Consider the following 23,360-nt stretch of genomic DNA (forward strand, 5'->3'; position numbering starts at 1 on the left):
CAGCGCGGGCGCGCCGAAAGGCAGCGTGGCGGCCAGCGCCACGGCGCCTTGCAACAGGGCGCGGCGCACGGCGCTGCGGGGGGTCTGGGTCATGATTTGTTCTCCTCGCTTGGGATTGATCGCGGTCCGTAGCATACCGCAGCCGGGCAAGTAAGTAACAAAGCGCTACCACCTACTAACCGACAGGCGGGGCCGCGTCCCAGTCCGGGCGCCGCCTTGCCTTGGCCGCCGCAACGCCCTCGACCGCCTCGGTACGCAATTGCCTGGCGAAGTGCTGCGACGCCGTGTCCAGATAGGCGCCCAGCTCCTCTTCGTGCCAGCGCTGCTGGCCGAACAGGTCCCGCAGCATGCGCTTGGTCTGCCCGGCAGCGCGCGGAGCGGCGTCCACGCAACGCCGCAGCAACTGCGCGATGCCTTCATCCCAGCTCTGCCCAGCGTCGAACACATAGTCCAGCAAGCCGATCGAGCGCGCCGCATCGGCGTCTATGCGGTCCCCGGTCAACATCATCCTGCGGGCCGCCTGCAGGCCGACGCGGGCTGCGACGAAAGGCAGGATCTGCGCCGGCACCAGGCCGATCGATACTTCCGGAAAGCCGAAACGCGCATCGCGCATGCCGACCGCCAGATCGGCGGCGCAGACCAGGCCGGCGCCGCCTCCCATGGCGGCTCCCTGCGCCAGCGCCACGGTGATCTTGGAACTGCCCGCGAACCGCTCCAGGAAACGCCCGTAGCGGCGATTCCCTGCGGCGATCGGGTCCCGGCCATCGGCGTCGAGGCTTGCCGCGATCCGATCCGCAATATTGCCCAGGTTGCCCCCGGCGCTGAATGCCGGGCCTGCGGCGCTCACCGCCACGACCCTGATCGCCGCGTCGTCTTCGGCCTGACTCAACGCGTCCTCCAGCCGTTCGACCATTTCGGCTCCCAGCGGATTGCGGGCCTCGGGCCGATTGAGAACCATGTGGAAAATAGCCCCGTCCCGCCGAGTCAGCAGCGGCGAGCCAGTCGCTACGCCAGATTGCGCCAGATTCATGTTTGCCGCTCCTTCAATACGTCGCGACGGCCGGGGCCGCCGCCTGTTGAATGATTCCGTCTTGCGCCAGGGCCGCGATGTCCGCGGCTGAGTATTCCAGCTCCCGCAGCACCGCGTGCGTGTCCTCGCCCACCGCCGGCACCCGATCATCAGCCGCGCCAGCGCCCGGACGCACACCCGGCAGGCCGACAAATGGCACGCCGCCCAGTCCCGGCTGGCTGAGCGTCTGGACCAGGCCCAGATGCCGTACCTGTTCATCGTCCTGGAACTGGTCGTAGTCCTTGACCTCGCCATACAAGATGTCGTTTTCGCGGAAACTTTGCGTCCAGTAGGCAGTGGAACGCAGGCGCAAGGCCTGCGCCACGCCGGCGTTTATCTCGTCCCCGACCTGAATGCGATGCTGCGGCGTATCCATGCGCGGGTCCTTCAGCCAATCATCCCGCCCGATCACCCGGCAGATCGCGGCGAACATCGCGTTGTTCATCGCAAACACCAGCACATAGCCGTCTGCCGTACTGAAAATCCCTTGCGGATATGTCACGCTGGTGGCCGGCTCCCCGCCGCGCAAGGCATGATCGATCAATGAACTGTTCTGCAACGCCGCCATGGTGGCCAGCAGACTGACGTCGATATGCGTCCCACCCTGCCCGCGCTCCCGTGCGAACAGGGCGCCACCGATCGCGTTGGCGGTATAGACGCCGCAGGACAGATCGCCGACAAATGGCTTGACCCGCTGAGGCAGCCCCGCGCCGTCGCAATTCGCGGTGGTCAGCCCCGTGAGCGCCTGTACGACGGAATCCGTGCCGGGACGATCTACGTAAGGACCGGATAGGCCGAAGCCCGAGATGGACGCGTAGATCAGCCGCGGATTGATGTCGCGCAGCGTTGCGTAGCCCACGCCCAGGCGATCCGCCACACCGGGACGGAAGCTCTGCACCACGACGTCGGCGCGCGCCGCCAGCCTGTGCAGCACATCCCGCCCAGCGTCGGTCTGCGCGTCCAGGGCAACACTGCGCTTGCCGCGGTTGAAAGCCAGCGCGATGGCGCTGAAGCCTGCGCGCGGCACGCCCATGCTGCGGCCCCAATCGCCATGGAACGGCTCGACCTTCGTCACCCGCGCGCCCATCTGGCCCAGTATCTGCGCGCAATAAGGCCCTGCGATGCCTTGCGACAGATCGAGTACGCGCAGGCCTTCATACACTTTGTGCAATGGGTTCGGATCGATGACGGAATTCACGGCAATCTCCATGGACTTGGGGAAAGGCTGGACTTGTGCCCGGCACCCGCGCGCCCGGATAATCGCCGGAGTACGCTGGCACACAAGGAAACTTCATGGTGGTGCGCGATCTGGACATAGGCTTGCTCAGGACCTTTCTTGCGGTGGCCGACCGCGAGAACTTCGCGGGCGCGGCCGACCAGGTCTTCCGCACCCAGGCCGCGGTCTCGCAACAGATGCAGCGGCTCGAGCGGCTGCTGGACTGCAAATTGCTGGTGCGGGTCGGTCGGCACAAGCGCCTCACCGAAGAGGGCGTGCGCCTGCGCGAGTACGCGCGCCGCATGTTGGCGCTCAATGACGAAACCTGCCGCGCCATGAATCAGAGTGTCTTCGCGGCCCCCACCCGCATCGGCGTCTGCGCCGATGCCGTCGATACCATCCTGCCCGACTATCTGGCGCTGTGCGCGCGTACCTATCCCGGCATGCGTATCGAGATTCAGGTCAATCGCAGCCGCTGGCTGGCTTCGGCGCTGCGGCGCGGCGACATCGACCTCCTGCTCGAACTCGAACAGTTCGACGAGTTCCCCCGCATCACGTTCCGGACCTCGCCTGTGGTGTGGATATCCGGCACACATTTTCATCATCAACAGAATCACCCCTTGCCTCTGGTGCTGGTAGATTCGCCCTGCGTCTTCCGGCGCATGGCGCTGAATCGCCTGGAGCAGGAAAACCGCCCTTGGCGCAACGCGTTCCAGACGCCCACGCTGGCCGGCGTGCGCGCCGCCTTGCGGGCCGGCCTGGGCATCACGCCGCGCACCATCGAAATGCTCACGCCGGGCCTCAAGGTCGTCGGGGAAGAGCTCGGTCTGCCCGTGCTGCCCTCCGCCAGCTACCATCTCTACATGCGCGCCGGCGACTGCCCGGACGGCGCCCGCAAGCTCAGCGAACTCTTCATCCCGCCCTGATCGCCGCCCGCCTGCATCCGCTAGGGCTGCCGCATGCCCGCCGCCACGATCACCTTGCCCCACTCCACCGTGTCGCGACGCTGGATCGCGCGCAGGATCTCGGGTGAGCCAGGCTGCGGCAACAAGCCCCGGTCCGTGAGGAACTGCCGTCCCTCCGGATTGTCGAGCGCCCCATTGATCCATTCCGCCAGCCGCCTGGAAACCTCCGGCGGCGTGGAGGCCGCGGCCCAGATCGCAATCCACGACGACACGTCAAAGCCGGCGTAGCCAAGTTCCGCCACGGTCGGCACGTCCGGGAACGCGGGCACCCGTGCCGCGGTGGACACCGCCAGGGCGCGGATCTTGCCGGCGCGCATCTGCGGCGTAGCGGTCACCGCATCACAGAAATAAAAGTCGTACTGGCCGCCCAACAGATCCGTCATGGCCTGCGTGCTGGCGCGGTACGGAATGTTCACCGCCTTGATGCCGGACATCGCGCGAAAGCGCTCGCCCGCGATGCGTCCACCCACGTTTGCGCTGGCGAAGCTCAGGCTCGATTGGGCGTCGCGCGCGGCGGCGACGAACGCCGGCAGGGTTTCAGCCCGCACCCGCTGCGGATTGACCACCAGGAAGTACGGCGCGGTCGCCAGCGTGGTGAGTGGAGTGAAGTCACGTTCCGGATCGTAGGACAGCGACTTGTAGATGCTGGCGTTGGCCGCATGCGTGGACGGTCCGGACACCAGCAAGTTGTAGCCGTCGCCGGACTGCCGCAGCACGTACTCGGCCGCGATATTGCCGTCGGCCCCCGGACGGTTTTCGATGATGATCGGGCTTCCTACCTTGTCCCGGATCCGGTCCGCCACATAGCGGATGATGGTGTCGGTCGCGCCGCCTGCGCCATACGCCGCGGTCACATGGACGGTCTTGTCCAGCGGCTGCGCGCGGCCTGCGCCGCACACCGCCAGCAAAGCGCCGGCCCCGGCCAATTGCATGAATGCCCTGCGGGTCTGTTCCATTTGTAGTCTCCTCCCATCCTTTCACTCCCGCTATCGCAGGATTTCGCCGGGACAAGGAATTTCCAGGTCCAGCAGCATCTGGGCGTACGACTTGCCCAAGGGGTCCGAGCGCAGACTGGACGAACCTCCACCGCCCAGCGCGCGCCGCAGCACGAAATTGACTGCACCCGTTCCCGGCAGCTCGAAACGCAGCACCTCGCCCTGCACCAGATGGCTGAAATACTCGCGCACCCGCTCGGGGGTCAGCTCGCGCAACAACACCGGCCAGTAGGCCTCGGAGCGCGCAATCACGCCTATGTTCGAGTCGTCCCCCTTGTCGCCGCTACGGGCGTAGGCCAGCCTCGCCAACGGCACCCGCAAAACACCCTCCGGGCTTGCGACGGCAGCGGGTACAGGGTGGGCAAGGCCAGGCTGCGGGAAGGGGCCGTCCTCGCCGTTCTCGGGCACGGCGACCTCGGCATGGACGTCGCCGCAATGGAGCCAGATCGGCACGCACTGCTTGGCGATGTAGAACGATCCCGTCTTGATGATGGCCTGGATATCGGCACGGCCGCCGAAGTGGCTGCGCGTGCCCGGTCCCATCGACGTCCCGGCCGAAGCAGACTCCTTCTGCAGGAACTCCAGACCCTTGCGTTCGGTATGCGCGGCAGCGATGCGCAGGATCACCTCGCGGCTATCGCTCGCTCGCGCATTGCCGCCATACATGGCCTCGGCCCCAAGCAGCTCAACCACGGTTGAGGCGTAATCGGGCAAGCCGTGCAACGCCAGCAGTTTGCGCGTGCGCCGCAGCAATTCCTCCGCGGTGCGCAAGGCCTTGGCGCGCGCCCGCGGGCCCCGGATCGCCATCATGATGCCGATCTGATAGCCGGCGTGCCCGGTGGCCGTGATCTTGTAGCGCGTGGACGGCGCCCGTCCGCGTGCGTCCTCCACGCGCACCCGGTCCGGTCCCGTCTCGCGGATGGACACCTGCCGCAGGTCGCAGACCACGTCAGGAAGCTCGTACGCGGCGGGATCGCCGATCTCGTACAGCAGCTGTTCGGCCACCGTGGCCCGGCTGACCAGGCCCCCGGTCGCTGGCGGCTTGGTCAGATCGAACCCGCCCTCCGGATCCAGCGCCACGATCGGATAGCCTATGTTCGCCCAATCCGGCACCGCCTCCCAGTCCGTGAAGAGGCCGCCGGTGGCCTGCGGACCGCATTCGATCAGGTGGCCGGCCAGGCTGGCCTGCGCCAGGCGGTCATAGTCCGAGTAGGTCCAATCGAACTCATGTATCGCTATGCCGAGCACGCTGGCGCTGTCCACCGCGCGCCCCGTAATCACGATATCGGCGTCCTGGGCCAGCGCCTGGACGATGGGATAGGCGCCGAGATAGGCATTGGCCGACAACAGTGGCCCAAAACCGTCCAGGCCAGGCAGGGGCCGGCCCTGCGCGTCGGTGAATTCCGCCTGCAGTTCGGCCACGTCGTCGCCGGTGACCACGGCGATGCGCGGCGCCAGCCCCTGCTCGCGGGCGAAGGCCAGAATGGCGTCGCGGCAAGCCTGCGGGTTCAAGCCGCCGGCGTTCGATACCAGCCGCACCCCGCGCGCCAGCAAGCTCTGCAAATGCGGGCGCAATACGCTGACGAAGTCAGTGGCGTAGCCCAGCTCGGGGTTGCGCATGCGTGCCCGTTGCAGGATCGACATCGTCGTTTCCGCCAGATAGTCGAAAACGATGTAATCCAGCTTGCCGGCCGTTAGCAGCTGTGGAATCGCAATCTGGGAATCCCCCCAGAATCCCGATGCGCATCCGATATGCACGGGCTCTTTGCGCCGCCGCGTACGGCTCTCGCTGTCGTTCGCGTTCATGGCTGCACCTCCATCAATGCCTGCCCAGTGCTGACCTGATCTCCGGCAGCGACGGCCAGCTTTGCCACCACGCCCGCACCGCCTGCCGCGATAGACATTTCCATCTTCATGGACTCCAGCACCAGCACCGTCTGCTGCGCCGTCACGCTGTCTCCGTCGCGGACGCCGACACTGATCACCCTGCCGCTCATTGGCGCGCGCAACAGCCGGACGTGCCCGTCCCGCTGGTCCTCGCGGCCGGCAAAGCGCGTGGCGCGCACGAAACGCCAAACGCTGGCGCCGTCCTGCACCCACACGGCGGCCGCCGTATCCTTGGCCACCCGCAGGCTCCGGCGCAGGCCGCCCAGGACCAAGGCCATTTCGCCATCGCGGCGATGCAAGGCGTCGATCCTGATCTCTCTGCATTCGCCCTCGGCTACATGTCCTTCCCAAGCCCGGACCGACAGGCCGCCGTCCGCTTGCTGCGCAATGCGCAGCAAGCGCGAGTTGCCGTCCGAGGTATCGTCCAGGGCCACTTCACCGGCCGCGGCCAGGCCAGGCCGGGCGCCTCCCGCGGGCCAATCGACCAACACCAGCGTCGCGGCGGCCAGCGCATGCGCCGAGGGTTCCGCCCGCCAATACGCCGACGCCATGTCCTGGCCGCCCACGAAGGTCGTCGCCACGCCGCCGTCGCGAAAATCCGGATGGTTGATCGCCCGCGCCAGGAAATGCAGGTTCGAACGGACTCCCAGCAAGCCCCCGGTTTCGCAGGCCCGCGTCAGCTTGCCGATGCACTCGTCCCGCGTTGCGCCCCACACCAGGTACTTGGCCAACATGGAGTCGTAATACGGCGTGACCTCCAGACCGTCCTCGAGCGCGGTGTCGACGCGCAGGCCAGGGGGCTCGATCCACCTGAGCACCGAACCGACCTGCGGCATAAACCCGGCGGCCGGATCTTCCGCGCAGACCCTCAACTCCATCGCATGGCCGTGGCTGCGCACGTCCTCCTGCCGGAAATCCAGCATTTCGCCCTGAGCCACCCTCAGTTGCCACTGCACCAGATCGATGCCAGTAACCAGCTCGGTCACGCCATGCTCTACCTGCAGCCGGGTATTCATCTCCATGAAGTAGAAATTGCCCTGGGCGTCCAGCAGGAACTCCAGCGTGCCTGCGCCGACGTAGCCGATCGCCTGACAGGCGCGCACCGCCACGGCGCCCATGCGTGCGCGCAGCGCCGGCGACACCGCGGGCGATGGGCTTTCCTCGACCAGCTTCTGATAGCGCCGTTGCAGCGAACAGTCGCGCTCGCCCAGATGCACGGTGTTGCCGTGTTCATCGCACAGCACCTGGATCTCGACGTGGCGCGCCGCCTGGATCGCCTTTTCGAGGATCAGTTCATCCGAACCGAAGGCGCCCAGCGCTTCCGAGCGGGCCAGCGGCAGCGCCTGCGCCAGATCGGCGTCGTCCTGCGCCAACCGCATGCCCCGACCGCCCCCGCCTGCCGCGGCCTTCAGCAAGACCGGGTAGCCGATGGCGCGCGCCCGCGCCGACAGTTCACGGTCATCCGCGATGCCTTGCGCACCCGGCACCGTCGGCACGTCGGCGTGCTGCAGCGCTTCCTTGGCGCGAGCCTTGTTGCCCATCAGGGCGATTACCTCGGCCGAAGGCCCCACGAAAGTCAGCCCCGCTTGCGTCACCGCGCGGGCAAAGTCGGCGTTCTCTGAAAGAAACCCGTAACCAGGATGCACCGCCTGCGCGCCGCTGGCGCCGCAGGCGCGCAGAATGGCGTCCACATTGCGATAGCTCGCCTGAGCCGGCGCGGCGCCGATGTGCACCGCCATATCGGCTTCACGCACATGGCGCGATTCCGCGTCCGCATCCGAGTACACCGCGACCGTGCGCAAGCCCAGGGCGCGCGCCGCGCGGATCACGCGCAACGCGATCTCGCCACGGTTGGCCACCAGCAAGGTATCGAATCTCATCATGTCCACCTTTGCGGCGTCACGCCGCGCGTGCGGGCAGGATGCCCATGTGCTTGCAGATGATGGTGAGCATGATCTCGTCGGCGCCGCCGCCGATGGAAATCAGGCGCAGGTCGCGCCAGGCGCGCGACACCGCGTTTTCCCAGGTGAAGCCCATGCCTCCCCAGTACTGCAGGCACGAATCCGTGACCTCGCGGCACAGGCGCCCCGCCTTGAGCTTGGCCATGGATGCCAGCTCCGTCATGTCGCCGCCGTCCATATGCACCCGGGCCGCGCGGTAGACCATGGCGCGCAGCATCTCGACTTCCGTCTTCAGCTCCGCCAGCCGGAAATGCACCGCCTGGTTGTCCAGCAGCGGTTTACCGAAGACCAGGCGCTGGCGCGTGTAGTCGATGGTGTCGTTGATCACATCGCCCAGGGCCGTGACGCGACGGGTCGCGCCGCTGAGGCGCTCTTCCTGGAATTGGCGCATCTGGTAGGTAAAGCCCATGCCTTCCTCCCCGATGCGGTAGCGCTGCGGCACGCGCACTTCATCGAAGAAAACCTGCGCGGTATCCGAGGACCACATGCCCACTTTCTTGATCTTGTTCATCGTGACGCCCGGCACCGGCTTGCCGTTATCCTGCTTCAGCGGAAGACAGATCAGCGACTTGTTCCGGTGCGGCTTGTCGTCGCTGGTGTTGGCCAGCAAACACATCCAGTCGGCCTGGGTAGCATTGGTTATCCACATCTTGGAACCGTTGATGACGTAGTCGTCGCCATCCTTGCGGGCGGTCGTCTTCAGCGAAGCCACGTCCGACCCAGCCCCGGTTTCGGATATGCCCAGGCAAGCCACGTAATCCCCGACGATGGAGGGCCGCAGGAACTGTTCGCGCACGGCATCGTTGCCGAAGCGCGCCAGGGCCGGCGTGGCCATGTCGGTCTGCACCGCGATGGCCATGCCTACGCCGCCGGCGCGCACCGAACCGATAGCCTCGCAGAATGCGATTTCATAGGAATAATCCAGGCCCATGCCACCGAACTCCGTGGGCTTGTTTACTCCCAGAAAGCCCGCCCGGCCCAGCTTCTTGAAGACCTCATGGGCAGGAAATATCTGCTCTTCCTCCCATTGATCCAGGTAGGGATTGATCTCCCGCCCGATCAACTGGCGTACGCCATCCTGCAGCGCGATGTGCTCATGGGTAAACATGGAATCTCCTCGTTAGAATCTTGCGACGCCGAACTGGATCGGATGAAGGTCGCGTTTTGCCGACCGCGTGCATGCGGCCAGCGCTACTTCCAGCACTTCCCGGGTGGAGCGCGGATCTATCACGCCGTCGTCCAGCAGCAAGCTGCTGGTATGCACGGCGGAAGACTGCAACTCGAATGTCCGCACGATTTCCTGGCTTTCCGCGTCCAGGCCGGCGTGATCGGGTTCGGCACCCGCCCGCCTGGCGCTGTTTTCCGCGACGCGCCGCATGGTCATGGCGGCCTGCTCGCCCCCCATCACTGCGGTCCTGGCGTTCGGCCACGAAAACAGGAAGTCCGGCTTGAACGCGCGGCCGCACATGCCGTAGTTGCCGGCGCCGAAGGACGCGCCGCACAGTATGGTCAGGCGCGGCACGTCAGCGTTGGACAGCGCCTGGATGAGCTTGGCGCCATGCTTGATCATCCCTGCCTCCTCGTGCGCCCGGCCCACCACGAAGCCCGTGATGTTTTGCAGGAACACGATGGGCCGCCCCAGTTGCGAGCAGAGCTGGATGAACTGCGCGGCCTTGGTCGAGCCTGCCGTATCGAGAGGGCCATTGTTGGTGAGCAGGCCTATCGGCGTGCCGCGCAGCGCCGCGTAGCCGCAAACCGTGGCCACGCCGTAGTCACGCTTGAATTCGTGGAAATCAGATCCATCGACCAGCCGCGCAATGACCTCTCGCATGTCGACCGGCATCCGGTAGTCGGCAGGCATGATGCCCAGCAGATCCTGGATGTCGTGCAAGGGAGGCGCGCCGGCTTCCGTGCTTTCCCGCTCGGCCCAGCCGAAGGCGCTCACGATGTCGCGCACCTGCAGGATGGCCTCGCGGTCGTTTTCGGCGACGTAATCGGCAAGCCCCGATACCGCCGCATGCATCGCCGCCCCGCCCAGTTCCTCTTCGGTCGCGATCTCTCCCGTGGCGGCTTGCAACAGGGCTGGACCGGCCAGGAAGGCATGCGCCTGATTGCGTACCATCACGACGTAGTCGGAAAGACCCGGCAGATATGCCCCGCCCGCGGTGGACGACCCATGCACCAGGGAGACCACCGGAATTCCCGCCGCGGATAATTTCGCCAGGTTGTAGAACATGCCGCCGCCATGGACGAAGCGTTCCGCCCGGTACTTTTTCAGATTCCCGCCTGCGCTCTCCACCAGCTGGATGAAAGGCAGGCGATTGGCCAGCGCGATCTCCTGGCAGCGCATGACCTTCTGGGCCGTCATGGCCTGCATGGCGCCGGCGCTGATGCCGGCGTCATTGATAACGATCATGCAGCGCACGCCGCACACTACCCCCACGCCCGCGATGATGGCGGCGCCGGGCACGCTGGTGGCGGGATCCGGATCCTCGATGCCGCAATAGCCGGCCAGCTTCATCAGTTCCAGGAACGGACTGCCAGGATCGATCAGCGCCGCCAGGCGCTCCCGCGGCAGCAACTTGCCGCGCTTGCGGAATGCGGGCGCCGCCTGGGCCGACCGGTCCGCCGCCCGCTGCTCCAGCTGCGCCAACTCCGAAAGCAGCGTCAGCATCTGTTCGCGGTTGCGCTGATAGGCGGGAGATTGCCTGTCGAGGCGGGATTCCAGATCGGCCATGGTTGCGAGCGCCTTATGTCGGGTTCCGGGGAGCGTCCGGCAAACCCGACGCGTGAACCTATGATGGGGTACCCGACGCGCCCGCACAATCAAGAACTCGTCCGCGGACACATTAGAATCATTTAAGTATCGGCGCCCGCGGCGGCGCAAAAAAAACCCGCCACATCGGTGGCGGGTTCTCGGAAAATCAAGCGGCAGTCAGTGCAGGATCTGGCTCAGGAACAGCTTGGTGCGCTCGTTCTGCGGATGGTCGAAGAACTCGTCAGGGCTGTTCTGCTCGATGATCTCGCCGCGGTCCATGAAGATGACGCGGTTGGCGACCTTGCGCGCGAAGCCCATTTCGTGGGTCACGCAGATCATGGTCATGCCGCTTTCCTGGGCCAGCGTGACCATCACGTCCAGCACTTCCTTGACCATTTCCGGGTCCAGCGCGGAAGTCGGCTCATCGAACAGCATGATCTTGGGGCTCATGCACAGCGAACGCGCGATCGCCACGCGCTGCTGCTGGCCGCCCGACAGCTGGCCGGGGAATTTCTTGGCCTGGTCCGGAATGCGCACACGCTCCAGGTACTTCATGGCCGTGGCCTCGGCTTCGGCGCGCGGCTTCTTCAGCACCCACATGGGGCCCAGCGTCAGGTTCTCCAGCACCGTCAGGTGCGGGAACAGGTTGAAATGCTGGAACACCATGCCGACGTCCTTGCGGATGGTCTCGATGTGCTTGAGGTCGTTGGTGAGCTCCGTGCCGTCCACGATGATGTGACCCTTCTGGTGCTCTTCCAGGCGGTTGATGCAGCGGATCATGGTGGACTTGCCCGAGCCCGACGGCCCGCACACCACGATGCGTTCACCCGGCGCGACGTCCAGGTTGATGTTGCGCAGCACGTGGAACTGCCCGTACCACTTGTTCACGTCCTGCAGTTGAATGATGGCATCAGACATGCCTGTACTCCCGTAAGTATCGCGGTGCGCGCCCGCCCAAGGCGGACGCGCTGCAAAGTTCTAGCGTGCGTGTCCCGTGGCCAGGCGTTTTTCCAGCGCCTGACTGTATTTGGACATGGAGAAGCAGAAGACGAAGTAGATGAGCGAAATGAACAGGTACGCCTCCACGCCGAATCCGCGCCATGCCGCGTCGGACAAGGCCGCCTTGGCCGCCAGCGTCAGGTCGAAGATGCCGATGATCACCACCAGCGAGGTGTCCTTGAACAGCGCGATGAAGATGCTGACCAGCGGCGGAATGACGATCTTCAGCGCCTGCGGCAAGATGATCTTGCGCATCTGCTGCCAGTAGTTCAGGCCCAGCGAATCCGCGCCCTCGTACTGGCCCTTGGGAATCGCCTGCAAGCCGCCGCGCACGGTTTCGGCGATATACGCCGCCGCGAACATGATGATCGCGATCTGCGCGCGCAACAGCTTGTCGATGGAGAAGCCTTCCGGCAGGAACAGCGGCAGCATCACCGAGGACATGAACAGCAGGCTGATCAGCGGCACGCCGCGGATCAGCTCGATGTACACGACACACAGCGCCTTGATGGCCGGCATCTTGGAGCGCCGGCCCAGGGCCAGCAGCACGCCGATGGGGAAAGCGAAGGCGATGCCGAACGTGGACAGGATCAGCGTCAGGGGCAGGCCGCCCCAGCGCGCGTTTTCCACGTAGGTCAGGCCGAACACGCCGCCCCACATCAGGAGCGCCACGGCCGTCAGGCCCACGGTCCAGATGACAGCGAGCTTCCAGTTCCAGAAGCGGCGGATGCCGCTGCAGACGATCACCGCCACCAGGATGACGGTCGCGATCAGCGGACGCCATTGCTCGTCGAACGGATAGGTGCCGAACAGGATCAGCCGGTGCTTCTCGATGATGAAGGCCCAGCAGGCGCCGCCGGAAGCGCGGCACTCCTGCGCGTTGGTCGCGGAGAAGTTCGCCTTGATGAAGGCCCATTCCACCAGCGCCGGCACCGCCATCAGCAGGAACCAGGCCACCAGTACCGTAATGAGGATGTTCAGCGGCGACGAGAACAGGCGCGACTTGATCCAGGCCCAGGGACCCACGTGCGTGCTGGGCGGCGGCAGCCCTTCGGCGGGGATATGCGTAGTGCTGCTCATATCAACGCTCCACCAGCGCGATGCGCTTGTTGTACCAGTTCATGAATATCGAGATCGACAGGCTGACCGTGAGGTAGGCGCCCATGATGATGAGAATGCCTTCGATGGCTTGGCCGGTCTGGTTCAGCGTGGTGTTCACCACCGACACGATGTCGGGGTAGCCGATGGCCACAGCCAGCGAACTGTTCTTGGTCAGGTTCAGGTACTGGCTGGTCATCGGCGGGATGATCACACGCAGCGCCTGCGGCAGCACCACCAGGCGCAGCACCTGCTTGCGGCGCAGGCCCAGCGAGCCGGCTGCTTCCCATTGGCCGCTGTTGACCGCCTGGATACCCGAGCGCACCACTTCGGCGATGAAGGCCGAGGTGTAGACCACCAGCCCCGCCATCAAGGCGGCAAACTCCGGCGACAAGGTCAGGCCGCCCGAGAAGTTGAAGCCCTTGAGTACCGGCATGTCCAGGGTCAGCGAAGCGCCGCTGGCCAGCCAGCCGATGATGGGCAGGCCGATGAGCAGGCCGATGGCGGCGCGGCCCAGCGGGAACACCCGGCCGGTCGCCTCCTGGCGTTTCTTGCCCCAGTGGCCCAGGAAGATGATTGCAACGATGGCCAGGCCCAGTCCGCCCAACATCCAGTCCAGCGAATTGCCCTCCAGCCCGGGGACCTTCAGGCCGCGGTTGGAGATGAAGACGCCTGGCAGCGGATTGTGCGCCTGGCGCGGACCCGGCATGTTTTCCGTGATCAGCGCGTACCAGAAGAACAGCTGCAGCAGCAGCGGCACGTTGCGCATCACTTCGACGTAGACCGACGTGATCTTGGCGACCAGCCAGTTCTTGGACAGGCGGCCGATGCCGATGAGCGTGCCGAGAATCGTCGCCAGCACGATGCCGATGACGGCCACGCGCAGCGTGTTGAGCAGGCCGACCAGGATGGCGCGGCCATAGGTGTCAGAGGGTGTGTAGGCGATGGGCGTTTCGCCGATGGCGAAGCCGGCCTCGCGTTGCAGGAAACCGAAGCCCGTGGCGATATTGCGCACGGACAGGTTATGCAGCGTGTTTGAAACCAGGAACCACACGGCCCAGGCCACCGCGGCCAGCGCCAGCACCTGGTAGACCACGGAGCGTACGCCGGGATCGTTCCAGTTCAGACGCCGGGGGGGGGCCGATGCAGGCGCGCTTTTATTGGGAGTATTCATGAGTGAATCTACAGAAGTCGGAATACCGGGCGGCGAAGCCGGCTAGGGCGCGCCACCCACTCCTGCCACCCGCCCGCAGGCGGGAGAGGAAAAACGGAGCGCCGGGCTCCGTTTTTCCAGGCAGCCGTGTGTTAGCGCACCGGCCAGCCGTACATCAAGCCACCATTCTTGTAGGAAGCGTTCAAGCCGCGTTCCAGCTTCATCGCACTGCTCTTGCCCAGCGTGCTTTCGAAGCTTTCACCGTAGTTGCCCACGTTCTTGATGATGTTGTAGGCCCACTTGTCATCCACGCCCAGGTTCTTGCCCATGCCCGGGGTCACGCCCAGGATGCGCTGGATGTTGGGATTGGGGCTCTTCGCCATTTCGTCGACGTTGGCCTTGGTGATGCCGTATTCCTCGGCTTCGAGCATGGCGTTGAGCGACCAGCGCACGATGTTGAACCATTGCTCGTCGCCCTGGCGGACCATGGGGCCCAGCGGCTCCTTGGAGAAGTCTTCCGGCAGGATCACGAACTTGTCCGGGTTCTCGAGCGTGGTGCGGGTGGAGGCCAGTTGCGACTTGTCGGTGGTGAAGGCGTCGCAGCGGCCCGCCGAGAAGGCGCGGATGATTTCGTCGTACTTGTCGATCACGACCGGCTTGAATTCGATCTTCTGGCCGCGGAACCAGTCGGCCAGGTTCAGCTCGGTCGTGGTGCCGGGCTGCACGCAGATCGTGGCGCCGTTGAGTTCCTTGGCGCTCTTGACGTTCAGGTCCTTGGAGACCATGACGCCCTGGCTGTCGTAGTAGTTCACGCCCACGCCGATCAGGCCCAGCGTCGTGTCGCGCGTCAGCGTGACAGTGGTGTTGCGGGTGAGGACGTCCACTTCGCCGGATTGCAGGGCGGTGAAGCGCTGCTGCGTGTTCAGCGGGGTGAACTTGACCTTGGTGGCGTCGCCGAACATGGTCGAGGCGATGGCGCGGCACAGGTCCACGTCGATGCCCTTGTATTCGCCCTTGCTGTCAGCGATGGAGAACCCCGGAATGCCCGTCGAAACCCCGCACTGGACAAACCCTTTTTTCTTGACGTTATCGAAGGTTGCGCCCGCATTGGCGGCCGCGGATGCAGCAAACAGGGCAGCGCCGACAGCAGCGAGTTTCAGTACTTTCATCGTGTTCTCCGTGTGGGATAAAGCGAAGTCGCACGCAGGCCGGGTTGGGTCCACGTATGGGGCGGATGGTAGCGTCCGCGCCGCTCACAGCGCATCCGGGAATTCCCTTGAAATATAGGGACACTGGATGAAATGAAACGCTGTTTCCTGGCAAAAAAGGGACACTCTTTGAGCCGGGACAAACGCTGCCGGACGCCTTGCGCGTAAAGATTTATCCGCGCCTCCTCCAGGCGGTTTAGGCCACCTTAGTGTCCCCGAGTTACTATTGCGGCTTCATCTGACAGCCGCCATGATCGAATTCCAGCACGTATTCAAATCATATGGTCGCGGCCGCAATATCCTGGCCGACATCAACTTCCGCGTGAGCGCGGGAGAGTTCGTTTTCGTATCCGGGCCGTCCGGCGCCGGCAAGTCCACTTTGCTCAAGCTGATCGGCGGGCTGGAGCCCGCCAGCCGGGGGTCCATCCAGGTCAACGGCCAGCGGCTGGACAAGCTGCCCGCCCGCGCCCGGCCGTACCTGCGCCGCGCCGTGGGCGTGATCCTGCAGGACACTCACCTGCTGTTCGATCGAACAGCGTTCGAAAATGTCATGCTGCCGCTGGCGGTCACGGGCCACGCCTGGAACTCGGCCGCGGCGCGCGCCCGCGCCGCCCTGGACAAGGTGGGGCTGTCTGGCAAGGAAGACCTGAATCCGATCGAGCTGTCCGGCGGCGAGCAGCAGCGCCTGGCGATCGCGCGGGCCATCGTGAACCGGCCCGCCATCCTGATTGCTGACGAGCCCACCGCCAACCTCGACCACGACAACGCGCAGCGCATCATGAATGTGTTCCGCGACTTCAACCGCGTCGGCGTAACCACGCTGATCGCCTCGCATGACCAGGACCTCATGGCGCGCTACGCCACCCGCACCTTGCGCATCGACCCGGGCAAGTTCGCCGACTCCCAGGGCGCCGGAACGGCCCAGCCTGAGACAGGCGCAGGCCAAGCCGGCATCGGGCAATCGGGCGCCGCGCCCGGCCGGGCCTACCCGGGAGAGTCCGCATGAACGCCTGGCTGCGGCAGCACCGCTACGCGCTCCTGGTCACCCTGCGCCGCCTGATCAAGCAACCGTTCTCGTCCCTGGCCAACCTGCTGGTCATGGCCCTGGCCCTGGCTTTGCCGCTGCTGGGCAGCGCCATCCTGGTCTCGGTCCAGCCGGTGGCCCGCCAGATGTCGGTCACCCCCGAAGTCACCGTCTTCATGCGCGTGGACGCCCCCTCGGGCGCCGCCGCGGACGTGGCCAAGCGCATCCAGGACGAATACAAGGACGACATCCGCGCCGTGCGCGTGGTGGGCCGCGAGGACGCTCTGGCGGATCTGCGCGCCAACCCGGCGTGGCAGCAGGCGCTGGCAGTGCTGCCGGGCAACCCGCTGCCGGACGCAGTGGTGGTGACGCTGGCCGACGGCGACAATCTGGCCGGCCGGGCTGACAAGCTGGCCACGTCCTGGAAACAATGGAACCACGTCGACCTGGTGCAACTGGACAGCGCCTGGGTGCAGCGCCTGGAGGCCATCCTGCGCTTTGCCCGCATCGGCCTGGGCTTCCTGGCCGCCTGCGTGGCGGTGGTGGTGCTGGCGACCGTATTCAACACCGTACGCATGCAGGCACTCTCGCAACGCGAGGAAATCGGCGTGGCCCGGCTGGTGGGCGCCACGGAATCCTTCGTGCGGCGCCCCTTCCTGTACCTGGGCGCACTGTCGGGCGCGGTGGCCTCGCTTCTGGCCATAGGCGTGGCGGCGTTCGCGCTGTCGCCGCTGAACGACGCCTTGGTCGGACTGGCCCGCAGCTACGGGGCCGAGTTCGCCCTGCACCTGCCCGGCCCATCCGTGCTGATCGGCGCGGTGATCGCCTCGGCCGCCCTGGGCGCCCTGTCGGCGCGCTGGTCGGTCACCCGCAGCACGCGCTTCTGACGCGCGGCGGCTAAAGCTCCGTATAAAGCCCCTTCCTCCCCGTGATCCGGGGAACAGCTTCCGCCCGCCTGTGTAGGATGCCTGCATGCCTGCCAGCGGGCGGCTGGCCATGGGCCGGACGGCAAAAACAGGACACATTACTGCGTCGGTTACACAGCCGTTCACCCGCTGGAAGCTTGAGTATGCAAGAATAAAGCGACATTTTCTTACATGTTTTGATACATTTCTGTCTCGAGCTGCCCCTTCGTGTCCAAATCGCTGTTCTTGCCCTTAATCGAGTCCCATGGCCGCCCGTCTTGAAGCCCGTGCGACGCGCCACTATTTCGACAGCGCGTTCCAATGTCAGGCGGTGAAAGTACTTCCCAACGAGTACTACGTCACCAACGAAGACCTGATGATCTCGACCGTCCTGGGGTCTTGCGTCGCCGCCTGTATCCATGATCCGGTCACCGGCGTGGGCGGCATGAACCATTTCATGTTGCCGGAAGGCGACATGCAGTCGCCCGCCTCGGCCACCATGCGCTATGGCGCCTTCGCCATGGAAGTGCTGATCAACGAACTGCTGAAGGCCGGCGCGGTGCGCGACCGGCTCGAAGCCAAGGTGTTCGGCGGCGGCGCCGTGCTGTCCGCCATGCAGCAGATGAACATCGGCGAGCGCAACGGCCAGTTCGTGCTGAGCTATCTCAAGACCGAAGGCATCCCCGTCAAGGCGCAGGACCTGGGCGACGTGCACGCGCGCCGCATCAATTATTTCCCGCGCGACGGCCGGGTGATGGTCCGCAAGATGGCACCGCACCACCAGCGCGCCGAGGAAATCATCGCCAAGCGCGAACAGGCGGCCGCCCAGAGCGTGCAGGCCAAGACCGAAAGCCCGCAACGCGTCGAGCGCTTCACCCGTCCCGGCGTGGAGCGTTTCGACCGCCCGGCCCGGCCTGGCGTAGAACGCTTCGACCGCCCGGCCCGCCCCGGCGTGGAACGCTTCGACACCGCGCTGACGCGCCTGCGCCGCTCCGAAACCGCCAGCGACTGAACCGCTCCGGACGCGCATTGCGCCGCATGCGCCCCTACAATCGGCGCATGTCCACCGTCCGCCTGTTCTTCGCCCTGTGGCCTGCCCCCTCGCTGGCCGCCCAGCTCGCGGCCTGGGCAGAGCAGGCGCGGCCCGATTGCGGTGGACGCGCCATGCGCACGGAAACCCTGCACCTGACCCTGGCGTTCCTGGGACCGGTAGACGCGGCGCTCGCCGACGAGCTGGCCGCGGCCACGCCCGAACGGCGTCTCGCGCCCGAGGACATGACCCTGGACCGTTATGGCGTCTTTGGCCGCCAGCGCATCCTGTGGGCCGGCCCTGGCGACACGCCTGCGGGCCTGCAGGCCGCCCACGACGAACTCTGGCTATGGCTGTCGGGCTTCGGCCTGGCCGCGCCGCCCCAGCCCTTCCGCCCGCACGTCACCCTGCTGCGCAACATCGAACGCGCCAGCCCGCCCGTCGAGGCGCCCGCTCCCCTGCCCTGGCGCTATGACCGCATGGTGCTGGTGGCATCGGAATCGCAATCCGGCGGCAGCCGCTACCGCATCGTGGCGCAGTCGCGGCCGCAGAACGCCTGAGACCCGCTCTGGCACAATCAGCCGGTTGCCACCCCCCCGGGATCGCCATGATCATCCTGCTGGACCAAGACGGCGTGCTCGCCGATTTCGAACACGCCTTCATCGACGCCTGGCGCACGCGCCATCCGGACATAGCGCCGGTGGCCTTCGAGAACCGCAAGTCCTTCTACATCCGCCAGGATTACGCGCCCGAGCTGCGCGGCATGGCCGAAGCCATCTACACCGCGCCCGGCTTCATCCGCGACCTGCCGCCGGTGCCTGGCGCGCTGGACGCCGTGAAGGAATTGCTGGCGCTGGGCATGGACGTGCGCATCTGCTCCTCGCCCCTGTCGCAGTTCGAGAACTGCGTCGCGGAAAAATACCTGTGGGTGGAAAAACACCTGGGGCGCGAAGCCACCAACAGGCTGATCCTGACCAAGGACAAGACCCTGGTGCACGGCCATCTGCTGATCGACGACAAGCCTCTGATCGAAGGCGCGGTGACGCCGCGCTGGAAGCACATCCTGTTCGACGCCCCCTACAACCGCGAGGTGTCGGATCGCCCCCGCATCAGCTGGCAGAACTGGCGCAACGTGCTGGCCGGAGAGCTGTATACGGCAGATGAGTGAGTCCTGTTCAGCTGCCGCAATTTGGGACTATTCTGTGTTGCTGTACCCCCCACCCTGGAGGAGCCTGCACCATGAATCTGTACCGCTTGCTCAAGCAGCGAGAAGCCGACCACAAGCCCTTGCGTGTTGCACTGCTGGGCGCCGGAAAGTTCGGCGCGATGTTCATGAGCCAGGCCCCGCGCACGCCGGGGATGAGGCTGGTTGCCGTGGCCGATCTGGCGCCCGACCGCGCCCGCGCGGCGCTCACCAGGGTCGGTTGGCCGGCCAGCGCGCTCAACGCCAGCAGCACCAATGACGCGCTGAAGAACGGCAAGGTCTACTTCAGCGACGATCCCCACGCCCTGATCGCCAGCCCCGACGTCGATATCGTCATCGACGCCACCGGCCAGGCCGCCGCCGGCATCAGCCACGTGCTGGCCTGCTGCGAATACGGCAAGCACATCATCATGGTCAACGTCGAGGCCGACGCGCTCGCCGGCCCGCTGCTGGCGCGGCGCGCGCGCGAAGCCGGCATCGTCTATTCGCTGGCCTACGGCGACCAGCCGGCCCTGATCTGCGAAATGGTGGATTGGGCCCGCGCCAGCGGCTTCGAGGTCATGGCCGCGGGCAAGGGCACCAAGTACCTGCCGGAATTCCATACGTCCACGCCGGACACCGTCTGGCCCTATTACGGCTTCACCGCCGAGATGGTCGCGGCAGGCGACTTCAACGCGCAGATGTTCAACAGCTTCCTGGACGGCACCAAGAGCGCCATCGAGATGGCCGCGGTGTCCAACGCCACCGGGCTGCTGCCCTCGCCGTCCGGCCTGCACTTCCCGCCCTGCGGCGTGGACGACCTGGCGCGGGTGCTGCGTCCGCGCGAAAACGGCGGCATCCTGCACCACCGCGGCCAGGTCGAAGTGATCTCCTCGCTGGAGCGCGACGGCCGCCCGGTGTTCCGCGACCTGCGCTGGGGCGTGTACGTGACCCTGGCCGCCGACAGCGACTACGTGCGCCGCTGCTTCAAGGAGTACGGGCTGGTCACGGACCCCAGCGGCAACTACACCGCCATGTACAAGCCGTACCACCTGATAGGCCTGGAACTGGGCATCAGCGTGGCCAGCGTGGGTTTGCGGCGCGAGCCCACCGGCGCGCCCGCCGGCTGGCACGGCGACGTCGTCGCCACCGCCAAGCGCGACCTGCCCGCCGGCCAGATCCTGGACGGCGAAGGCGGCTATACGGTGTACGGCCGGCTGATGCCGGCGCGCGATTCGGTGGACGAAGGCTATCTGCCGCTGGGCCTGTCGCACCAGGTCAAGCTGAAGAACCCGGTGCGGCAATCGCAGGCGATCCGCTGGAGCGACGTGGAATACGACAATAGCTCCACGGCGGTGCAGTTCCGCCGCGAAATGGAGCAGACCTTCGCCTAGGGCTTGCCCGCGCTGCGGGTCCCCCCGAGCGGCCCGGCGTCTTAGACCGGCGCCGGCCGTTCCGCCTGGAACAGGCGCAGACGGTCCGCGGCGTTGCGCAAATGCCGGTCGGCGGCACGGCCGGCCGCATCCGGGTCGCCCGCGTCTATGGCCGCGAAGATCGCCTGATGCTCGCTCTGCACCGCAGCCATGCGTTCGGCATACATGCGCGCCGTGTTGTTGCGCGCGCTGCGGATGACGCGGCGCACATTGGCTTCCAGGTAATCGTTCAGGGCCACCAGATGCGGGTTGTGGGTGGCCAGCACGATGGCATGGTGGAACTGGTAGTCCTCTTCGTCGCCCAGCTTGTCGTTGAGCAGCGCGTACTCCATGCCCACCAGCGCCTGGCGCATCTTCTTCAGGTCGGCGTCGGTGCGGCGCTGCGCGGCGTAGCGCGCGGCGGTGACTTCAATCGACAGCATCAGCTCCAGGATGTGTTCGAGTTCCTGGTTGTCGCCCGGCGTGGGCGCGGCGATGCGGAACGCATTCTTCTGGAAGTTCGGATCGACAAACACACCGCTGCCTTGCTGCGACGTGATCAGGCCTTCGGACTTCAGGCGCGCCAGCGCTTCGCGCACGACGGCGCGGCTGACCGAATAGGTTTCGGTCAGCTGCTTTTCCGTGGGCAGGCGATCGCCAGGCGCGAGCGCCCCCTGGCGGATCTGCTCCGCCAACGCATCGCCCAGCGCCGCCGAAAGCGAACTCTTGGGCGCGGCGCGCGGCGGATCCTGTTCTTGGTTGGGCTGCATGTCGAATGGTTGAAACGTGCAGGCGGCGCGCAGGCGCGCCGCCTCGTGTTTATGGGAATGCCTGGCCGGCCGCGGCATCGATAGCCGCGCCATCCCGGGACTTTACGCGATATAGATGCCGCCGTTGACCTGCATGACCTCGCCCGTGACGAAACCGGCCAGCGGCGAGCACAGGAAAGCGATGGAGCCGGCAATCTCCTCGGCCGTGCCATAGCGGCGCAGCGGCGTGCTTTCCAACAGTTGCGCACCCTTCTGCCCGATCAGGTCCTGCGTCATGGACGTGGCGATGATGCCCGGCGCCACCGCGTTCACGCGGATCTGCGGCGCCAGTTCCAGTGCCAGGCTGCGCGTGAAGCTCTGCACCGCGCCCTTGGACGCGGAATAGGCCGCGTGCGCATAGCTGCCGCGCTGCGCCGCCAGCGATGTCAGCAGCACGATGGAGCCATCGTGGCGCAAGTGGCGCTGGGCGGCGCGGCACACATAGAAGGTGCCGTCCAGGTTCACCCGCATCAGGGTGCGCCAGGCCTCGTCGCTGGTGTCCTTGACCAGCTGCTCAGGGTAGATGCCGGCGCAATGCACCAGATGGTCCAGCCCGCCGAAATGCTTGGCTGCGGCTTCAAACACGCGTTCGCAGTCGGCCGACGCCGACACGTCCAACGCCCGCGTGTAGACGCGCTGCCCGCTGGGATCCAACTCGGCCGCCACTTCTTCCAGGCGCGCATTGTCGATGTCGGTCAGCACCAGCCTGGCGCCATGCGCCGCCATCAGCCGCGCCGTCGCCAGACCGATGCCGTTGCCTGCGCCGGTGATGGCGGCGACCTTTCCTTCGAACGAAATCATTCTGTCTCCTGAAGCACACGTATGCGGGCTGGAACGTTCTTGCGACAGCCGCCGGAATTCCGATTGGACTCCCGAAACGGCCGCTTGACACGGGAAAAACGCTTGCCCTATGATTTATCGGACAACTTAATAAAGTTGCCTGACAACTTATTTCGAAAGCGTAAAGCAACTGGCGCTTTCAGGCAAGAGAGTCGGCAACGACATGGCGGCAGGCCGCCACCCAGGCAGGGGACAATCAGGTGGAAATCACCGGCAGCACTACCGTTTTCGCGATAGCGGCAGACCCGATCGCGCACGTCAAGACGCCCCAGCGGCTCAATGCCCTGCTGCGCGAGCGCGGCGTGGACGCCGTCATGGTGCCGTTCCACGTGGCCCCCGACGCCCTGCCCGGCCTGTTCGCCGGCATCCGCGGGCTGGCCAACTTGGGCGGCATCGTGGTGACGGTGCCCCACAAGGAAAATGCCGCCGCGCTATGCGACGCCCTGACGCCGTCCGCCCAGTTGAGCGGCGCCGTCAACGCGGTGCGCCTGCGTGACGGCGTACTCACCGGCGGCAACTTCGACGGGCTGGGCTTCGTCGCCGGACTGCGCAGCCAGGGCCACGATCCGGCCGGCCGCCATGTCTACCTGGCCGGCCTGGGCGGCGCGGGCAAGGCCATCGCCTGCGCCATCGCCGACGCCGGTCCTGCCAGCCTGCGCCTGTACAACCGCAGCGCCGAGAAGGCAGTCTCCTTTGCCGCCCATCTCGCCCGTCAGTACCCCGGCCTGGCCATCAGCGTGGCCAGCGCCGCGCCCGAAGCCTGCGACATCGCCATCAACGCGACCTCGCTGGGCCTGAAAGACACCGATCCCCTGCCCTTTCAGCTGGACGCGCTTGCCGCCGGCACC

At 66.1% G+C, this 23,360-nt stretch carries 21 protein-coding genes; 8 read left to right on the top strand and 13 right to left on the bottom strand.

Annotation, left to right across the window (positions count from 1 at the left end):
* Positions 1-175: 175 nt before the first annotated feature.
* Both VIR09_RS05020 and VIR09_RS05025 read right to left on the bottom strand, forming a co-directional pair.
* Positions 176-1,030, bottom strand: a complete 855-nt coding sequence (locus VIR09_RS05020; RefSeq protein WP_332011878.1) for an enoyl-CoA hydratase/isomerase family protein — start codon at positions 1,028-1,030, stop codon at positions 176-178.
* Positions 1,031-1,043: 13 nt separating this feature from the next.
* The gene (locus tag VIR09_RS05025; RefSeq protein WP_332011879.1) at positions 1,044-2,267 is read right to left on the bottom strand and encodes a CoA transferase; all 1,224 of its coding nucleotides are present in this window, start codon (positions 2,265-2,267) and stop codon (positions 1,044-1,046) included.
* A gap of 95 nt (positions 2,268-2,362) precedes the next feature.
* On the opposite strand from VIR09_RS05025, the gene VIR09_RS05030 reads away from it, so the two are divergent.
* On the top strand, positions 2,363-3,211 hold the full coding sequence (locus VIR09_RS05030; RefSeq protein WP_013396500.1) for a LysR family transcriptional regulator: 849 nt from the start codon (positions 2,363-2,365) through the stop codon (positions 3,209-3,211).
* A 20-nt stretch (positions 3,212-3,231) separates the two neighbouring features.
* Here VIR09_RS05030 and VIR09_RS05035 read toward each other — a convergent pair whose 3' ends face one another.
* The 9 genes from VIR09_RS05035 to VIR09_RS05075 all read right to left on the bottom strand — a co-directional run bounded on the left by VIR09_RS05035 (position 3,232) and on the right by VIR09_RS05075 (position 15,270).
* Positions 3,232-4,206, bottom strand: a complete 975-nt coding sequence (locus tag VIR09_RS05035; protein WP_332011880.1) for a tripartite tricarboxylate transporter substrate binding protein — start codon at positions 4,204-4,206, stop codon at positions 3,232-3,234.
* 30 nt (positions 4,207-4,236) lie between these two features.
* Entirely contained in the window at positions 4,237-6,051 is a 1,815-nt protein-coding gene (locus VIR09_RS05040; protein WP_332011881.1) for an acyclic terpene utilization AtuA family protein, read from the bottom strand.
* Positions 6,048-8,015: an acetyl-CoA carboxylase biotin carboxylase subunit gene (locus VIR09_RS05045; RefSeq protein ID WP_332011882.1), complete on the bottom strand. Its 1,968-nt coding sequence runs from the start codon at positions 8,013-8,015 to the stop codon at positions 6,048-6,050. Before VIR09_RS05045 ends, VIR09_RS05040 begins: the two co-directional genes overlap by 4 nt.
* Before the next feature lie 16 nt (positions 8,016-8,031).
* A complete protein-coding gene (locus VIR09_RS05050) occupies positions 8,032-9,201 on the bottom strand; it encodes an acyl-CoA dehydrogenase family protein (protein WP_332011883.1) in 1,170 nt (389 codons plus the stop codon).
* A gap of 12 nt (positions 9,202-9,213) precedes the next feature.
* Complete coding sequence (locus VIR09_RS05055; protein WP_332011884.1) at positions 9,214-10,830, bottom strand: acyl-CoA carboxylase subunit beta; 1,617 nt, start codon at positions 10,828-10,830, stop codon at positions 9,214-9,216.
* 198 nt (positions 10,831-11,028) lie between these two features.
* Entirely contained in the window at positions 11,029-11,769 is a 741-nt protein-coding gene (locus VIR09_RS05060; protein WP_332011885.1) for an amino acid ABC transporter ATP-binding protein, read from the bottom strand.
* A 60-nt stretch (positions 11,770-11,829) separates the two neighbouring features.
* Positions 11,830-12,930 (bottom strand): amino acid ABC transporter permease, encoded by a 1,101-nt coding sequence (locus tag VIR09_RS05065; protein ID WP_332011886.1) that lies wholly within the window; start codon positions 12,928-12,930, stop codon positions 11,830-11,832.
* Position 12,931: 1 nt separating this feature from the next.
* Positions 12,932-14,122: an amino acid ABC transporter permease gene (locus VIR09_RS05070; protein WP_332011887.1), complete on the bottom strand. Its 1,191-nt coding sequence runs from the start codon at positions 14,120-14,122 to the stop codon at positions 12,932-12,934.
* A gap of 131 nt (positions 14,123-14,253) precedes the next feature.
* Entirely contained in the window at positions 14,254-15,270 is a 1,017-nt protein-coding gene (locus VIR09_RS05075; RefSeq protein WP_332011888.1) for an amino acid ABC transporter substrate-binding protein, read from the bottom strand.
* 289 nt (positions 15,271-15,559) lie between these two features.
* Here VIR09_RS05075 and VIR09_RS05080 point away from each other — a divergent pair, with 289 nt between their 5' ends.
* The 6 genes from VIR09_RS05080 to VIR09_RS05105 all read left to right on the top strand — a co-directional run bounded on the left by VIR09_RS05080 (position 15,560) and on the right by VIR09_RS05105 (position 20,845).
* Positions 15,560-16,315, top strand: a complete 756-nt coding sequence (locus VIR09_RS05080) for a cell division ATP-binding protein FtsE (RefSeq protein ID WP_332011889.1) — start codon at positions 15,560-15,562, stop codon at positions 16,313-16,315.
* The gene (locus tag VIR09_RS05085) at positions 16,312-17,220 is read left to right on the top strand and encodes an ABC transporter permease (protein WP_332011890.1); all 909 of its coding nucleotides are present in this window, start codon (positions 16,312-16,314) and stop codon (positions 17,218-17,220) included. The genes VIR09_RS05080 and VIR09_RS05085 overlap by 4 nt, the downstream gene beginning before the upstream one ends.
* Before the next feature lie 283 nt (positions 17,221-17,503).
* The gene (cheD, locus tag VIR09_RS05090; RefSeq protein WP_332011891.1) at positions 17,504-18,250 is read left to right on the top strand and encodes a chemoreceptor glutamine deamidase CheD; all 747 of its coding nucleotides are present in this window, start codon (positions 17,504-17,506) and stop codon (positions 18,248-18,250) included.
* A 47-nt stretch (positions 18,251-18,297) separates the two neighbouring features.
* Positions 18,298-18,828: an RNA 2',3'-cyclic phosphodiesterase gene (gene thpR / locus VIR09_RS05095; RefSeq protein WP_332011892.1), complete on the top strand. Its 531-nt coding sequence runs from the start codon at positions 18,298-18,300 to the stop codon at positions 18,826-18,828.
* A gap of 47 nt (positions 18,829-18,875) precedes the next feature.
* The gene (locus VIR09_RS05100; protein WP_332011893.1) at positions 18,876-19,436 is read left to right on the top strand and encodes a 5'-3'-deoxyribonucleotidase; all 561 of its coding nucleotides are present in this window, start codon (positions 18,876-18,878) and stop codon (positions 19,434-19,436) included.
* A 71-nt stretch (positions 19,437-19,507) separates the two neighbouring features.
* Positions 19,508-20,845 carry an NAD(P)H-dependent oxidoreductase gene (locus tag VIR09_RS05105; protein ID WP_332011894.1) on the top strand — a complete coding sequence of 446 codons (1,338 nt, stop codon included), beginning with the start codon at positions 19,508-19,510 and terminating at the stop codon, positions 20,843-20,845.
* A 41-nt stretch (positions 20,846-20,886) separates the two neighbouring features.
* Here the strand turns inward: VIR09_RS05105 and VIR09_RS05110 are convergent, their stop codons facing one another.
* Both VIR09_RS05110 and VIR09_RS05115 read right to left on the bottom strand, forming a co-directional pair.
* Positions 20,887-21,633, bottom strand: a complete 747-nt coding sequence (locus VIR09_RS05110) for a FadR/GntR family transcriptional regulator (protein ID WP_332011895.1) — start codon at positions 21,631-21,633, stop codon at positions 20,887-20,889.
* A 102-nt stretch (positions 21,634-21,735) separates the two neighbouring features.
* On the bottom strand, positions 21,736-22,473 hold the full coding sequence (locus VIR09_RS05115) for an SDR family NAD(P)-dependent oxidoreductase (RefSeq protein ID WP_013396517.1): 738 nt from the start codon (positions 22,471-22,473) through the stop codon (positions 21,736-21,738).
* Between the two features lie 239 nt (positions 22,474-22,712).
* Between VIR09_RS05115 and VIR09_RS05120 the strand changes: the two genes are divergently transcribed.
* A partial coding sequence (locus VIR09_RS05120) for a shikimate dehydrogenase (RefSeq protein ID WP_332011896.1) occupies positions 22,713-23,360 on the top strand: 648 nt, incomplete at its 3' end.

Origin of the sequence: Achromobacter sp., assembly GCF_036567245.1 — a bacterium.
In the GTDB taxonomy this organism is placed as follows: domain Bacteria; phylum Pseudomonadota; class Gammaproteobacteria; order Burkholderiales; family Burkholderiaceae_B; genus Achromobacter.